A 14104-nucleotide genomic window follows, 5' to 3' on the forward strand; every position below is an offset into this window, starting at 1 on the left:
GGGCGGCGCTCTTCGGCCGCCCCGCGCCGGTGGGCTCTCTTCCCGGCGCCCGCCGCCCCGCACGCTGAAACGCGTACCGCTGTACCCCGTGAAGGCTGGAACCGGTGATGAATCCCAACGACGGCTTCCGTGAACTCGACCGCGAGGAGTGCCTGCGTCTGCTGGAGCGGGCACCGATCGGCCGCGTCGTCCACACGCGCCACGCCCTGCCCGCGGTCCTGCCGGTCAACTTCTGCCTGGACGTCGACTCCGCGGTACTGATGCGTACTTCCGCCGACTCGGAACTGGCCGCCGCGGTCGACGGCGTGGTGATCGCCTTCGAAGCGGACGAGGTGGATGCGACGGCGCACTGCGGCTGGAGTGTCGTGGTCACCGGCCGCGCGACGGTGGTGACCGATCCCGTGGAGCACGGCCGGCTGGCCCGTACCGGCCCGCGCTCATGGGTGGCCTCACCCAAGGAGGTCTTCATCCGCATCGAGCCCGAGCTCGTCACCGGCCGTCGACTCGTCGCAGGGCTCGCCGCGTACTGAGAGTCCGGCCCGCGTGTGTCCCGCAACCGCGTGCTCGGCCGGACGACCGGTCGGTGCCCGGTTCCGTGCTGTCCGGCGCGATACGGATCCCGTAGCAGCGCGATGTACCAGTACCCCACGGTGTCGAACGCGGCGACCGCCCCCGCGACGTCCCCGCTGACGGGACTGACGTCCCGGGTCAGCGCGTGGCCGCCGTCCGTGTGGTCGGCGCGCCGGCCTGTCGTAGACGGCAGAACGCCCCGTGTCACTTTTCTGCGAGCCTCCACACCACTGACCGGATCGTTCCGGTGTCGGCCTGGATCGGGCCTGCGGATCCAGCATCTGCCCAGGCCAGAATGGGAGACATGAACCGAGCGCTGATCGTGATCGATGTCCAGGAATCCTTCCGAGCCCGCCCGCTGTGGGAGCAGATCGCCAATCCGAAGATCGCGGAACCGGTCAACCGTCTGGTGCGACTCGCCCGTGCCAACGGCGACCTGGTCGTCTGGGTCCTCCACATCGAGCCCGGCAGCGGCGGCGCCTTCGACCCGGTCCAGGGGCACGTCCGCCTGCTGGACGAACTGGAGCAGCCGCAGTCCGGTGAGCCGGTCCTGCACAAGACCTCCCACAACGCCTTCACCACCACCCATCTGCAACAACTGCTCACCGAGGCGGGCGTGCGCGAGCTGACGGTCTGCGGCATCCGTACCGAGCAGTGCGTGGAAACCACCACCAGGGTGGGAAGCGACCTCGGGTACCGCATGGTCTTCGTCACCGACGCCACCACCACCAATCCGATCGGCGACCTGAGCGCCGACGCGATCATCGAGCGCACGGAGGCCGTCCTGCGCGACCGGTTCGCCCGGATCTCCACGGTGGCCGAACGGGAGGCGGAGCTGGGAGCATCCGAAGCGTGAGCCATGTCGTCTTCGTCCTCGTACCCGGCGTCCACCTGCTCGACCTCGCCGGACCGGCCCAGGTCTTCAGCATGGCCGGGGACTTCGGACAGCCCTACCGGCTGAGCTACGTCGCCGACCAGGAGCAGGTGTGCAGCGCCCAGGGCCTGCCGCTGGCTGCCCGCACCCAGTGGCCGGAGCTGAGCGCCGACGACCTGGTGGTGGTCCCGGGGTGGAGAGCGACCACACTGCGCGGCGGGCCGGAGCTGAGCCAGTCCGTGCTGGAGCGGCTGCGCGCCCACCACACCGCCGGGGGTGTTGTCGCCAGCGTGTGCGCCGGGGCCGAGGCCCTCGGCCGGGCTGGGCTGCTGGACGGGCGAAGGTGCACCACGCACCACCACGTCCAGGACGAGTTGGCGGCCCGCCACCCCCGGGCGATCGTGGTGCGGGATGTGCTGTTCACCACCGACGACCGGGTGGTGACGTCGGCCGGCATCGCCAGCGGCATCGACCTGGCGCTGCACCTGGTGGCCGTCCGTCACGGTCCCGCGCTCGCTGCCCAGGTGGCGCGGGACATGGTCGTCTACGCCCGCCGCAACGGCGACGAGCCGCAGGCGAGTGCCATGCTCCGGCACCGGTCGCACCTCGACGACACCGTCCACCGCGCTCAGGACCTCATAGACGCGCGATTCGCCGAACCACTGCCGCTGGCCCATGTGGCCGCCAGCGTCGGTGTCAGCGAACGCACGCTGACCCGGATGTTTCACCGTGCCACAGGTGGCCTGACGCCGCTGCGCTACCAGCAGACACTGAGACTGGAACGCGCGGAGCACCTGATAGGCCACGGCACCACGGTGGAAGCCGCGGCCCGCGAGGTGGGATTCCAGGATGTTCGGATGCTCCGCCGTCTGCGTTCCCGGGCCCCTTCCGAGACGACGAGGTGAGCCTTTCCGGCTTGGCACGGCGTCTCATGACCTAGGACATGACCCAGCGGTGGCGGACGTACCAGGCACCGCCTTCGGTGGTCGCCCCGCGCAGGCCGTGCAGGGTGTCCGGGCCTGCGAGCGCGGGGAGGCGGGAGTCCCGCAGAGAGGCGAAGGCGAAGGTGCGCGCCGGGTCCCAGTCGGTGGAGTGGCGCAGACGGCGGGCGAGTTGGGCGAAGCCCAGCGGGGCCCCGGCCATGACCCAGGCGTCGGGTGCTTCGGCAGTCAGCCTTCTGGCGGGGCGCAGCCAGGATGCGGCGGTCTCCGGCCAGTCCACCGACGCGAGGACCTTTCCGCCACACGCCTCCCACGCGGCGGCGAAGGCTTCGGCAGCCGCCAGGGAAGCCGCATCGCGGCTGTGGCCGATGGTCACGGTCTCGATCCGCGACTTCGGAACGGTCAACAGGTCGATGAGGGAAGCGAGTTCGGCCTGCGTGTGCGGCGTGGGCGGGCAGGACGCCGAACTCGGCCAGTTCGGCGGCGCGGATCAGGGGTGAGCGGGACCGCTCCCGCTCGGCGAGGATGTTCATGACGAGGCGCTGCTGCTTTCTCTGGTCGCTTTCCAGTGGGCGTACTCGGCGGGCAGGCAGACCGCGCAGGGCCGGTATCCGGCCGCGATCGCGGTGGCCTCGTCCGGGAAGAACACGCGGTGCTTGACGTAGTGGCCGCGGGCGATGGCCCGGAGGGCGGAAGGGCAGTCGAGACGCCCGTAGAGGCGCCCGCGCTGGTGTCCGCCGAGCGTGCCCGGCGTGCCGCTCCGACAGAGCTGCCCGTCCGGACCGAGCAGTGTGTAAGTGCGGCGTGCGGCGGCCGGTGTGGTGATGGTCATGCCGCGTCGTGGAAGGCGCCCGGCGGGCTGTCCATCGGCGAGTGGGCCGTCATCGGTCTCGATCCTTTCCTGACCAAGGCCACAAGTGGTGTTGCATCCACAACCTTGCGGCTTGTGGATCCCCTTGCCCGGCGGGATTCGGACGTCACGCTGTGGAGACGGCGGTGCTCGGTTGCCCCGGCTCGCCGCTGGGCAACCGAGCACTCCTGCGGCCCGAACCGCGGGACACATGCCCCTGAGCGGGTGACCAGTTCCTAAAGAGGCTGGGTTGTCGGGGGTCCCGCGACGAGGCGTCGGACGGCTTCGACGACCGCGTCGCGGTGCTGCCGGGTCTGCTCGGCCGCGTGGTCGTTGGTGGCCATGGGGCTGGTGGGCATCCATGCGTTGGCGAGGGCGAGGGTGAAGACGAGCAGGTCTTCAGGGGTGAAGGACGTGGTCAGCAGGCCGTCGGTCTGCGCCTGGGTGATCGCGGCGGTCTTCTGCCGCATGGAGGCTCCCAGCCCTTGAGGCTCGCGGTCGGTGCCCGAGCGTTCGAGGCGGTGCCAGGTGGCCAGCCGGAGCTGGTGCGGGTTGGCGAGGAGGAAGTCGAAGAGGCGGCCCGCGTAGCCCGGCAGGTCCTCGGGCGTGAAGGGGACCTCGTCGAGGATGCGGGCGACATGTGCGTCCATGACGGCGTCGAACAACTGTTCCTTGTTGCCGAAGTACGTGTAGATGAGGGCCTTGTTCACCTCTGCCGCGGCGCCTATGCGATCTACTCGGGCGCCGGCGATGCCACGGGCCGCGAACTCGTCCGTCGCGGCTTTGAGCAGGCGGGCCTTGGAGGCCTCGGAGTCCCGGGTGCGGGCGGGGGGCTGGTGCTGGGGCATGACTCCAGAGTAGTGCAACTAACTGTTTATTTGACACGCCTCACGGGTGGCCGCACTATATAAATGACTGTTTAGTTAGCAGGCTCCGGCCCTCTGTGGCTCGGCCATCCCGGAAGCGAAGACACCTCATGACAAAGACCTGGCTCATCACCGGCAGCTCCCGCGGCTTCGGCAGGGCGCTCGCCCGCCACGTCCTCGACAGCGGCCACCGCGTCGTGGCCACGGCCCGCCGCCCCGAGCAGCTCAAGGACCTCGTCGAGCGCTACGGCGACCGAGTCCGCGCCGTCGCCCTCGACGTCACCGACCCGGCAGCGGCCCGCGCCGCCGTGCAACTGGCCCTGGACGCCTTCGGCAGGCTCGACGTCGTCGTGAACAACGCCGGGTACGCCGACAGCGCCGCCATCGAGGACATGCCGGACGACGCCTTCCGGGCCCAGATCGAGACGAACCTGTTCGGCGTCGTCAACGTCACCAAGGCTGCCCTGCCCGTACTCCGCCGACAGGGTTCCGGCCACTTCCTCCAGTTCTCCTCCATCGGCGGACGCGTGGGCGGATCACCGGGCCTGAGCGCCTATCAGACCGCGAAGTTCGCGGTAGAAGGCTTCTCCGAAGTCCTCAACGCCGAGGTAGGGCCCCTCGGTATCAAGGTCACCATCATCGAACCCGGTGGCTTCCGTACCGACTGGGGCGGCTCGTCCATGACCGCCCTGCCCGTAAGTCCCGCCTACGAAAAGACCGTTGGCGCGATGAACCGCTACCGTGAACAGACCGCCGCCACCTGGCCCGGAGACCCGGCCCGGGCAGCCAAGATCATCACCGACCTCGTCGGGCTCGACGAACCGCCGCTGCGTCTGCTGCTCGGCGCCGGAGCCGTCGAGATGGCGGCCACCGCCTCCCGTACCCGTGCCGCCGAAGCCGAGCGGTGGGCCGATGTCAGCCGGTCCGCGGACTTTCCCGCGGGCGAATGACGGCGACGGCGGGTCGGAGCACGCGCATCGGATCAGCCCCTGCGGCGGCTTGGTGACGTTGCGGACCTGGTCGAGTTGCTCGGCGCCTGCCCGATCGTGACGGTACCCCCGCCGTGCTGAACCTCACGAAACGGACCCGGTGTTGTGACTCATGACGTTGTCGACGGCGGGGTTGCGGCGGTCGGCCGGTCGGGATCGGATACGGAGGGTTTCGCGCGGACCACGGCTTGATCGCCTCGTGGTCCGAACAGGTGCAGGATTTCGACGGCGCTGTTGTTCGCCGGACCGAACCAATGTGGTTCTCGGGTGTCGAACTCGGCCACTTCGCCCGGGTGGAGTGTGCAGTGCTGCTCTCCGAGGATGAGGCGGAGTTCGCCCGCGAGGACGTAGAGCCACTCGTAGCCGTCATGGGTCACCAACGCCGGCTCGCGGGGAGCCAGTACCTGCTTGAACACCTGCACCCGACCCGGGTACTGCGTCAGAGGCACGAGGACGCTGCCGTGACCTTTGCGCAAGGGCTTGAGATGCACCCGAGGATCACCGGTGGCCGGCGCGGCCACCAGCTGGTCGAGTGCGACGCGGTGCGTACGCGCGAGGGGGATGAGCAACTCCAGGGTCGGGCGCCGCTTGCCCGACTCGAGACGCGACAGCGTGCTCACCGACATTCCGGTCGTCGCCGCGAGCGCCTCCAACGTGAGCCCCCGGTCCCGGCGCAGCGTGCGCAGCCGGGGGCCGATGCCGTCGATGATCTGTTCCAGTTCCGCGTCCATGGGGTTCAGTTTGCGGCCTTCGCAAATTTGGTGGGCGGGGGGTGCGATCCGGCCCGAGCCTTGCCGGGCAGCCCCTTCCGGACGTGAGAGGTACCAAGTGACCACAACCACCCGTCCCATTCAGCCACTGGACCCCATTCAGCCCGTTCTGAGCGCACGCAGACGCTGGACGGTGCTGGCCGTCTGCTGTCTGAGCATGTTCCTGGTGGGCCTGGACACCACCATCGTCAATGTCGGATTGCCGGCGATCGGGCAAGGTCTCGGTATCGGGACCCGCAGCCTCGAATGGACCGTGGACGCGTACACGCTCGTCCTGGCCGGTCTCCTGATCTCCTCCGGCGCGCTGGCGGACCGGTTCGGACGCCGACGGTTGTTCCAGGTCGGCCTGGTCGTGTTCGGTACGGCCTCCCTGGTCTGCGCGATCGCCCCTTCGGTGGGCGTGCTGATCGCGGCCCGCGCCGTCCAGGGAATCGGCGCCTCCATGCTCAGTCCCGTGGCTCTCGCGATCGTGGTGAACGCGATGCCCGATCCGAGGGAGCGAGCACAGGCGATCGGTGTCTGGGCGTCGGTCTTCGGGCTCAGCATGGCGGCCGGCCCTGTCACGGGCGGCGCCCTCATCGCCGGCTTCGGCTGGCGATCGGTGTTCTGGATCAACGCGCCGGTCATCGTGGCCGCCCTCGTGCTCAGCGCGCTCTTCGTGCCGGAGTCCCGGGCACCGCGGGCACAGCGGCTCGACCTCCCGGGGCAGGCCCTGCTGACCGTGGTCATCGGCGTCTCGGTCGGCGTCCTCATCGAGGGACCGCGCATCGGGTGGGCGTCGCTTCCTGCGATGGTCGCGTACGCGATCGCTGCCCTGGCGGCAGTCGGATTCGTGTCGGTCGAATCCCGCCGGAGCGAGCCGCTGATGGATCTACGGCTCTACCGGCATCCGGTCTTCAGCAGCGCCGTGCTGGGCGCGGTGGCGGTCTTCGTCGCCCTGAACGTGACGCTCCTGCTCAACACCCTCTACCTGCAACACGCCCGAGGATGGACACCACTGGCGGCCGGGGTGGCGACCTTGCCCATGGCTGTCGGAGCGACCGTCTGCGCACCCCTGTCCGGCCGCCTGGTCGGTCGCGTCGGACCACGGTTGCCGCTTGTCCTGGCCGGCGGTTTCATCACGGCGGGCGGACTCTGCCTGGTCGGGCTCGACCAGCACACGAGCGTGCTCCTGCTCCTGGCGGCCTACTTGCTCATCGGCGTCGGGTTCGGCTTCGCCAACGCGCCGATCACCAACACCGCGGTGAGCGGACTGCCTTCCAGCCGCGCCGGCGTGGCCGGAGCGATCACGTCCACCGCACGCCAACTCGGCTCCGCGCTCGGCATAGCCATCGCCGGCGGCCTGGTCGCGGGCACCACCCCGGCGGGACTCGCGCACGCGTCCCGCCCGGGCTGGATCCTCGTCGCCACCTGCGGACTGTTCCTGCTCCTCGTGGCCCACGCGGCACGGCCGAAGAAGGACACGACGCGCCCCACCTCCCCGCAGTCGCGGTGAGCCGAGTGCCCCCCGCAACGCACCGCCATCCCCGGAAGGCCGAATGTCGTGGCGGGCCCGGCCGAGTGCTTCCAGGGCCGGCCACCAGGTCGCGGGTCACCTTCACCATGCCGAGGGAATGCGATGACGCGAGTCATAGGATGAACTGCTCGACCGCGTGCGCGAATCCCTCCTCCTCGTTGCTCGTCGTAACCCGCCTGGCCGCCCGCTGGACCTCGTGGCTGGCGTTGCCCATCGCGATGGACAGTCCCGAGTGGGCGAACATCAGTACGTCGTTGGGCATGTCGCCGATCGTGGCGATCTGTTCGGGGGAAATCCGGAGCTTGGTGGACCAGTACTTGACGACGCCGCCCTTGTTGGCCTGCGGATGGGTCACATCGAGGTAGTAGGGCTGCGAGCGCGCGGCCGAGACATGCTCGCCGAACTGCGCGCGAGCTGCGACCGCGGCCGCCTCCACGGCCTGGTGGTCATCGCAGACCCCGACGACCTTGGCGGCGCCCTGCTCGAGCCCGTCGAAGCTGGGAACGAGCGTGGGCGCGAACTGCACCGTCCAGCTCTCGCGATCCACGTGCGGCCCCTTCATGTCGCGGACGTACCAGTCGGCGCCCCGGTAGATCCAGACACTGAGGCCGAACGACTCCATCAGCGAGACGACCGGGGCCACCACCTCCGCGGGAATGACCTGCTGTTCGACAACGGTCATATCCGGGTTGACGATGAGACCACCGTTGAAGGCGGCGAGTTCAGTGGTCAACGCCAGGGGATCGATGATCATGGACATGCCGCGCGGTGGTCTCCCGCTGGTCACCGCGAAGAGGACGCCGGCGTCGTGGAGCTTGTGGACCGCCTGGACGGCGCGGTCGGTGAGGACCTTGTCGCTCGTGACCAAAGTGCCGTCGACGTCGGCAAGAAGCAGGCGGATCGGTCGGGTTGGCATCACGCCTCCGTAAGCTCAGGTCGCGGCCGGCATGCATCGCAGTCGCGTTCCTCTCGAACGGAGGGGAAAGCCAATGCTCTTGTGCTCCTGCGGGCGCGGCGCGCAATGCTTGGATTTACCCTTAACCTTCGATGTAATCCTATAAACCTGATGTGGCGAGCATAAGAGACATGTGCGAACGTTAAGTATTATATGGCGAAGCTCTTGTTGGGGCCCAACGTCCAAAATTCACACAACACATTTTGGGCCAGCCCCTGAGGGGAGCGGGCAGTGACGCAGGAAAATCTGGACAAGACGGCCCACGTGCTGGGGGTCGACATCGGAGGGACCGGTATCAAGGGAGCGCCGGTCGACCTTGAGCTCGGCAGCCTCATCGGTGAGCGGGTCCGGATCCCGACACCGCATCCGGCGACCCCGGGGGCAGTCGCGGACGTGGTCGTGAAGGTCCTCTCCCAGATCGGCGTCCCAGGACCGGTCGGGCTGACGCTCCCGGCCGTCATCCGGGGCGGCAAAGTCCAGACGACGTCCAATATCGACCCGGCCTGGATGGAGACGGACGCGGCCCGGCTCTTCGCAGAAGCGACAGGCCGCCACGTGAGTGTAGTGAACGACGCCGACGCGGCCGGGATCGCCGAGATGCGCTTCGGCGCCGGCAAGGGACGCAAGGGCGTCGTCGTGATGGTGACGCTCGGCACCGGAATCGGCAGTGCTGTCTTCTCCGACGGGAACCTGGTGCCCAACAGCGAGCTGGGGCACCTGCCGCTGCACCACGAGGACGCCGAGGACTGGGCCGCGGAGTCGGTGCGTGAGCACGACGACCTGTCCTGGAAGAAATGGGCGCACCGTCTGGAGAGGTATCTCGAGCTCGTCCAGCGGCTGCTGTGGCCCGACCTGATTATCATTGGCGGCGGCGTCAGCAAGAAGGCCGACAAGTTCCTGCCGTACATCGAGCTCAGGACCGAGATCGTGCCGGCGCAGCTGTTCAACGACGCGGGCATTGTCGGCGCGGCGCTCTTCGCCCCGGCCGGGAAATCCCAACCCTAGCCTGCCGCGCTCGATATGAGGGCACGGGCGGCACCTTCAGGGAGGCTCGCGTTGAGCAACAACGACCTGGAAATTCCTTCCGTCAACACGATCCGCACTCTGTGCGTGGACGCCGTCCAGGCGGCCGGCTCCGGCCATTCGGGAACGCCGATGGGAATCGCCCCGGTCGCGTACACGCTCCGGCAGCGCTTCCTGCGCTTCCTGCTCTTCGACCCGGCCCACCCGATCTGGCCCAACCACGACCGCTTCATGCTGTCGGAAAGACCCGCCTCCGCGTCGCTCCGGTCGCTGCTCCACCCCACCGGTGTGCGGGCTGCCGACCCCGACCATGAGATCCCCGGCCGACCCGCCCTGACCCTCGACGACCTCAGGACATTCCGCCAGCTCGGCTCACGCCGCCCCGGGCACCCGGAGTACCGGTGGACCAGCGGAGTGGAGACCACGACCGGTCCGCCCGGCCAGGGCGTTGCGACCTCGGTCGGGATGGCGATCGCCTGGAAGTGGCTCGCCGCCCGGTACCACACAGCGTGTTCACCCAGGGACTAGGAGGCGCCACATGGCGACAGACAAGCCCATGCAGCTCGGGATGATCGGGCTCGGCCGGATGGGGGCGAACCTGGTGCGTCGGCTGATGCGAGACGGTCACGGTTGCGTCGTGTCCGACGTCAACGAGGCGGCCGTCGCCGAACTGGCCGGCGAGGGCGCGACGGGCGCGGACTCACTCCAGGACTTCGTCGCGAAACTGGACAAGCCACGGGCCGTATGGCTCATGCTTCCGGCCGCGATCGTCGACTCCATCCTCGACCAGCTCGAGCCGTTGCTGGATCCCGGCGACATCCTGATCGACGGCGGAAATTCCTACTACCGCGACGACATCACGCGCGCCAAGCGACTTGCCGGCAAGTCGCTGCACTATGTCGACTGCGGGACCAGCGGTGGGGTCTGGGGGCTGGAGCGCGGCTACTGCCTGATGATCGGCGGCGAGGACGAGGTCGTGGCTCATCTGGACCCGATCTTCAAGACGATCGCTCCCGGCGAGGGCAGCGCCGAGCCGACGCCGAGCCGGACCCGGACCGACGGCACCGCCCCGCTCGGGTACCTGCACTGCGGGCCGAACGGCGCCGGGCACTTCGTGAAGATGGTCCACAACGGGGTCGAGTACGGGATGATGGCCGCGATCGCCGAGGGCCTCAGCATCATCAAGCGTGCGGACGCCGGCAAAAGCCGGCAAGAGGTCGACGCGGAGACGACGCCACTGCGCGATCCCTGGGCCTACCAGTACGACATCGACGTCGGCGAGGTGGCCGAGGTCTGGCGGCGCGGCTCGGTCGTCAGCTCGTGGCTGGTCGACCTGATCGCCGACGCCTTCGCCGGCTCGCCCTCCCTCGACGACTTCGCCGGGCGGGTCTCAGACTCCGGGGAAGGCCGCTGGACCGTCCTCGCCGCGGTGGACGAAGGCGTCCCGGTACCGGTCATCACCACCTCGCTCTACGAACGCTTCGAGTCCAGGGAGGCCGGGGAGTTCACCGACAAGATCCTCTCGGCGATGCGCTCGGAGTTCGGCGGGCACGCCGAAAAGAAGGGCTGAGGGCTGTGCATCACGAACTCGAGGTCGTCGCCGATCCGGATGCGGTCGCCGGCACCGCGGCGGCGTTCGTGGCGAGGCTGGCCCGGGCCCGCGTGCAAGCGCACGGCCGATTCACGTTCGCCGTCAGCGGGGGGCACACGCCATGGGCGATGTTCGCACGGCTCGCACATGAGGACGTGCCCTGGGAGCACGTGGTGGTGTTCCAGGTCGACGAGCGGGTCGCGCCCGACGGTGACCCGGACCGTAACCTCACCCACCTGCGGGAGAGCCTCGGTGCGGCCCCGGCCGAGGTCATCGCGATGCCCGTGAACGACGCCGACCTTGACGCGGCGGCCGCCGCCTACGGGCGGTCGCTGCCCGAGCGTTTCGACCTCGTTCACCTGGGCCTCGGTCCGGACGGGCACACCGCCTCGCTGGTGCCACGGGACCCGGTGCTCGAAGTCTCGGACCGGCCGGTGGCCCTGACGGCGCCCTACCTGGGCCACCGGCGTATGACGCTCACCTATCCCGCGCTCGCTCGCGCCCAGCAGGTGCTCTGGCTCATCACCGGAGCGGACAAGCGCGAAGCGCTCTCGAGGCTCCTTGCGGCAGACCGTTCGATTCCCGCCGGCCGGGTCGAGGCGGCGGCGTCGCTCGTCCTCGCGGACGCGGCGGCGGCCGGCCGGGATCCTGCTCGCGAAGGCGTCCGGTCGCCGACAGGACCATGATGCCCGACCCCATTGCCGTGCCGGCTCCGTAAGGAGGATGAGGTGGCTTCGAACTCGTCGAACGTTCCCGCAGACGTGCTGGTCATTTTCGGGATCACTGGCGACCTCGCGCGAAAGATGACGTTCCGCTCGCTCTATCGGCTCGAGCGGCGCAAGCTGCTGACCTGTCCGATCGTCGGAGTGGCGCGCGACGGCTGGTCCGAAGACGCGCTGCGTGACCACGCCCGCACGGCGATCAAGGCAACGGGCGAGCCGCTGGACGAAACCGTCTTTGCCCGGTTCGCCGCCCGACTCAGCTATGTGCAGGGCGACTACGCCGACCCGGAGACGTTCCATCGCCTCGCCCAGGCGGTCAACGGCAAGCGGCACCCGGTCTTCTACCTGGAGATCCCGCCGTCGCTGTTCGCCCGGGTGGTCGAGGGCCTGGCAGGCGTCGGGCTGACCAAGGGCGCCCGGGTTGTCGTGGAGAAACCATTCGGGCATGACCTCGCGTCGGCGCGCGCCCTCAACGCCGAGCTGCGTCAGCTCCTCGACGAGGATCAACTGATGAGGATCGACCACTTCCTCGGCAAAGAGCCGGCGATGGACATCCTGTTCCTGCGGTTCGCCAACTCCGTGTTCGAGCCGGTGTGGAACCGCGACCACGTCTCCTGCGTGCAGATCACCATGGCCGAGGACTTCGGGGTCGAGGATCGCGGCCACTTCTACGACCCGGTCGGCGCGCTCCGCGACGTCGTGCAGAACCATCTGCTGCAGCTGCTCGCCCTGGTGGCGTCCGAGCCGCCATCAGCCGCCGATGCGGACGCGCTCCGAGACCGCCGGGTTGATGTGTTCCGGGCGATCCCCGACGCCGACCCGGCCCACTACGTCCGCGGGCAGTACGAGGGGTACCTGGCGGTCCCCGGCGTCCAGCCGCGCTCGCGCACCGAGACCTTCGTCGGGTTGCGGCTGGAGGTCGAGAACTGGCGCTGGTCCGGGGTGCCGTTCTTCATCCGCGCCGGCAAGTCGCTCCCCGAGCGAGTGACCGAGATCCGGATCATGTTCAAGCGCCCGCCGCGGCTTGCGTTCGCGGAGCGGTTCGCGCCCGAGCCCGACCAGTGGATCCTGCGGATCGATCCGAGCCCTGGCGTGAACTTCCGTATCCAGGCCAAGCAGCCGGGCAAGCAGGACACGCAGCTGGTGGACCTTGACCTCCTCTTCGCGGCCCAGCTGGGTGAGGCACCCGAACCGTACGAGCGCCTGCTCAGTGACGCAATGCAGGGCAACGCCAGCCTGTTCACCCGGGAGGACTCGGTGGAGGAGACGTGGCGAATCGTCCAGCCACTGCTGGAGGCGCCCGGCGACCCCGAGCGCTACCGGCAGGGGACCTGGGGACCGGCGGGAGCGAGCAAGCTCGTCGCCGGATACCCGAGATGGCACGAACCATGGCTGCCGGCGAGGTCCCCCGACTGACCCGGCCGCGCCCCGGACCTGGTCCGACGGGAGCTTCCACACCGGTGCCTGGGCGGGACATCGCGAGCCGGTTGGCAACGTCTCCGGTAGGTCTGCACGACGACGCTCCGGGGCCTTGAGGGCCGGCCGGGGCGTCGTTTGCGCTCGTGGTGGTTGGTTGCCGTATCCGTCGCAGTCGGCCGGCGCCACGGAACGCTGGGTCAGCCACACCTCACTCCGTCGACTGGCTGGAGAGAGGAGCGCGTAGCTCGACCCGGAGTCGGATCGACGTGTCGATGGCCAGTCCCATACGGGAGTAGCGAAGATCCTCTGAGTAGCGTGTGATGAGGCCGAGATCCCGTAGCTGCCGCCGCAGTTCAGCAGCGAGTGCCTCGTCCGGGTCGGGAAGGTGGTCGTCTCCTTCTTGGTCAGCCAGGTACTGGAGACGCTGGTCAATGGCCTCCACCGCCCGGCCGCTGGTCCAGATGGCGAAATCCTGGCAGCCGAACAGGTAGGCATGCGCGGCATGCAGCGCCGCCGCCGCAGCGGACTCGTCCGCGTCTTCCGGCCCGTCCTGGCCGTCGTTGTGGCAGTACTCGCTGAGCATGTACTCGGCGACACCACGCTTGACTGCCGAGAAGGCCGTTGAGTCACCAAGAACGCCCTCCCACACGGAGTTCAGCAGCGGCCGCAGGCTCACAGTGAACGGTGCCTGCTCGTCCTCAGGCAGTGCCTCGTGCCAGCGCATAAGCCGTTCGGCGACACCGGCGGCGAACACGGCACGTTCGCCCGCCGACACCGTCTTCAGCCGCTTCTCCGCCAGAGCTGAGAGCTCCTGCCACGTATCCATTCGAGCCACCCCAGGTCGTGATGCCGGCGCGCTCACGCCAGCAACGGCGATCATCGCAGTCACCAGTGACAAGCTCTTTCCAACCTCACCCTGAGGCGGCGAGGTGGAGGCTGAGGACGGCTATGACGAGGTCGGCGACGCGGTCGGTGCTGCACCGCAGTTTGAAGCCCCATCAACTTCCGGACGTGGTGT

16 protein-coding genes are annotated in these 14104 nt (G+C 69.0%); 10 read left to right on the top strand and 6 right to left on the bottom strand.

The genetic code is table 11. The annotated features are described in order from the left end of the window. The first annotated feature begins 107 nt into the window (after positions 1 to 107). The 3 genes from ACIQTP_RS36935 to ACIQTP_RS36945 all read left to right on the top strand — a co-directional run bounded on the left by ACIQTP_RS36935 (position 108) and on the right by ACIQTP_RS36945 (position 2349). Positions 108 to 530 carry a pyridoxamine 5'-phosphate oxidase family protein gene (locus ACIQTP_RS36935; RefSeq protein WP_403408197.1) on the top strand — a complete coding sequence of 141 codons (423 nt, stop codon included), beginning with the start codon at positions 108 to 110 and terminating at the stop codon, positions 528 to 530. Between the two features lie 344 nt (positions 531 to 874). Beyond that, positions 875 to 1426: a cysteine hydrolase family protein gene (locus tag ACIQTP_RS36940; protein ID WP_403408199.1), complete on the top strand. Its 552-nt coding sequence runs from the start codon at positions 875 to 877 to the stop codon at positions 1424 to 1426. After that, a complete protein-coding gene (locus tag ACIQTP_RS36945) occupies positions 1423 to 2349 on the top strand; it encodes a GlxA family transcriptional regulator (RefSeq protein WP_403408201.1) in 927 nt (308 codons plus the stop codon). Before ACIQTP_RS36940 ends, ACIQTP_RS36945 begins: the two co-directional genes overlap by 4 nt. Positions 2350 to 2380: 31 nt before the next feature. Here ACIQTP_RS36945 and ACIQTP_RS36950 read toward each other — a convergent pair whose 3' ends face one another. The 3 genes from ACIQTP_RS36950 to ACIQTP_RS36960 form a co-directional block, all read right to left on the bottom strand. Continuing rightward, positions 2381 to 2800 carry an ABC transporter substrate-binding protein gene (locus tag ACIQTP_RS36950; protein WP_403408319.1) on the bottom strand — a complete coding sequence of 140 codons (420 nt, stop codon included), beginning with the start codon at positions 2798 to 2800 and terminating at the stop codon, positions 2381 to 2383. Between the two features lie 114 nt (positions 2801 to 2914). Continuing rightward, the gene (locus ACIQTP_RS36955) at positions 2915 to 3217 is read right to left on the bottom strand and encodes an Ada metal-binding domain-containing protein (protein ID WP_403408203.1); all 303 of its coding nucleotides are present in this window, start codon (positions 3215 to 3217) and stop codon (positions 2915 to 2917) included. Between the two features lie 254 nt (positions 3218 to 3471). Then, positions 3472 to 4083, bottom strand: a complete 612-nt coding sequence (locus ACIQTP_RS36960) for a TetR family transcriptional regulator (RefSeq protein ID WP_403408205.1) — start codon at positions 4081 to 4083, stop codon at positions 3472 to 3474. A 128-nt stretch (positions 4084 to 4211) separates the two neighbouring features. Here ACIQTP_RS36960 and ACIQTP_RS36965 point away from each other — a divergent pair, with 128 nt between their 5' ends. Continuing rightward, positions 4212 to 5051 (top strand): oxidoreductase, encoded by an 840-nt coding sequence (locus ACIQTP_RS36965; RefSeq protein ID WP_403408207.1) that lies wholly within the window; start codon positions 4212 to 4214, stop codon positions 5049 to 5051. 149 nt (positions 5052 to 5200) lie between these two features. Here the strand turns inward: ACIQTP_RS36965 and ACIQTP_RS36970 are convergent, their stop codons facing one another. Next, positions 5201 to 5821 carry a helix-turn-helix domain-containing protein gene (locus ACIQTP_RS36970; RefSeq protein WP_403408209.1) on the bottom strand — a complete coding sequence of 207 codons (621 nt, stop codon included), beginning with the start codon at positions 5819 to 5821 and terminating at the stop codon, positions 5201 to 5203. A 97-nt stretch (positions 5822 to 5918) separates the two neighbouring features. Between ACIQTP_RS36970 and ACIQTP_RS36975 the strand changes: the two genes are divergently transcribed. Further along, positions 5919 to 7355: an MFS transporter gene (locus ACIQTP_RS36975; protein ID WP_403408211.1), complete on the top strand. Its 1437-nt coding sequence runs from the start codon at positions 5919 to 5921 to the stop codon at positions 7353 to 7355. Between the two features lie 133 nt (positions 7356 to 7488). Here ACIQTP_RS36975 and ACIQTP_RS36980 read toward each other — a convergent pair whose 3' ends face one another. After that, positions 7489 to 8292, bottom strand: coding sequence for a Cof-type HAD-IIB family hydrolase (locus ACIQTP_RS36980; RefSeq protein WP_403408213.1), 804 nt, complete (start codon positions 8290 to 8292; stop codon positions 7489 to 7491). 270 nt (positions 8293 to 8562) lie between these two features. Here ACIQTP_RS36980 and ppgK point away from each other — a divergent pair, with 270 nt between their 5' ends. The 5 genes from ppgK to zwf are packed head-to-tail and all read left to right on the top strand — an operon-like array spanning position 8563 to position 13083. Further along, positions 8563 to 9336: a polyphosphate--glucose phosphotransferase gene (gene ppgK / locus ACIQTP_RS36985; protein ID WP_403408215.1), complete on the top strand. Its 774-nt coding sequence runs from the start codon at positions 8563 to 8565 to the stop codon at positions 9334 to 9336. A gap of 51 nt (positions 9337 to 9387) precedes the next feature. Next, positions 9388 to 9882 carry a hypothetical protein gene (locus ACIQTP_RS36990; protein ID WP_403408217.1) on the top strand — a complete coding sequence of 165 codons (495 nt, stop codon included), beginning with the start codon at positions 9388 to 9390 and terminating at the stop codon, positions 9880 to 9882. 10 nt (positions 9883 to 9892) lie between these two features. Then, positions 9893 to 10924 (top strand): phosphogluconate dehydrogenase (NAD(+)-dependent, decarboxylating), encoded by a 1032-nt coding sequence (gene gnd / locus ACIQTP_RS36995; protein WP_403408219.1) that lies wholly within the window; start codon positions 9893 to 9895, stop codon positions 10922 to 10924. A gap of 5 nt (positions 10925 to 10929) precedes the next feature. After that, positions 10930 to 11631 carry a 6-phosphogluconolactonase gene (pgl, locus tag ACIQTP_RS37000; RefSeq protein WP_403408221.1) on the top strand — a complete coding sequence of 234 codons (702 nt, stop codon included), beginning with the start codon at positions 10930 to 10932 and terminating at the stop codon, positions 11629 to 11631. 42 nt (positions 11632 to 11673) lie between these two features. Then, positions 11674 to 13083: a glucose-6-phosphate dehydrogenase gene (gene zwf, locus ACIQTP_RS37005; protein WP_403408222.1), complete on the top strand. Its 1410-nt coding sequence runs from the start codon at positions 11674 to 11676 to the stop codon at positions 13081 to 13083. Between the two features lie 211 nt (positions 13084 to 13294). On the opposite strand, the gene ACIQTP_RS37010 is transcribed toward zwf, so the two are convergent. Further along, positions 13295 to 13975, bottom strand: a complete 681-nt coding sequence (locus tag ACIQTP_RS37010; protein WP_403408224.1) for a hypothetical protein — start codon at positions 13973 to 13975, stop codon at positions 13295 to 13297. Between the last annotated feature and the right edge of the window lie 129 nt (positions 13976 to 14104).

The organism is Streptomyces sp. NPDC090798 (genome assembly GCF_044768965.1).
Classification (GTDB): Bacteria; Actinomycetota; Actinomycetes; order Streptomycetales; family Streptomycetaceae; genus Streptomyces.

Coding starts and splice junctions, on each gene's coding strand:
- ACIQTP_RS36970 (WP_403408209.1), bottom strand. CDS start 5,821: ATGGACGCGGAACTGGAACAGATCATCGACGGCATCGGCCCCCGGCTG.
- ACIQTP_RS36940 (WP_403408199.1), top strand. CDS start 875: ATGAACCGAGCGCTGATCGTGATCGATGTCCAGGAATCCTTCCGAGCC.
- ACIQTP_RS36980 (WP_403408213.1), bottom strand. CDS start 8,292: ATGCCAACCCGACCGATCCGCCTGCTTCTTGCCGACGTCGACGGCACT.
- ACIQTP_RS36960 (WP_403408205.1), bottom strand. CDS start 4,083: ATGCCCCAGCACCAGCCCCCCGCCCGCACCCGGGACTCCGAGGCCTCC.
- ACIQTP_RS36935 (WP_403408197.1), top strand. CDS start 108: ATGAATCCCAACGACGGCTTCCGTGAACTCGACCGCGAGGAGTGCCTG.
- ACIQTP_RS36955 (WP_403408203.1), bottom strand. CDS start 3,217: ATGACCATCACCACACCGGCCGCCGCACGCCGCACTTACACACTGCTC.
- ACIQTP_RS36965 (WP_403408207.1), top strand. CDS start 4,212: ATGACAAAGACCTGGCTCATCACCGGCAGCTCCCGCGGCTTCGGCAGG.
- gnd (WP_403408219.1), top strand. CDS start 9,893: ATGGCGACAGACAAGCCCATGCAGCTCGGGATGATCGGGCTCGGCCGG.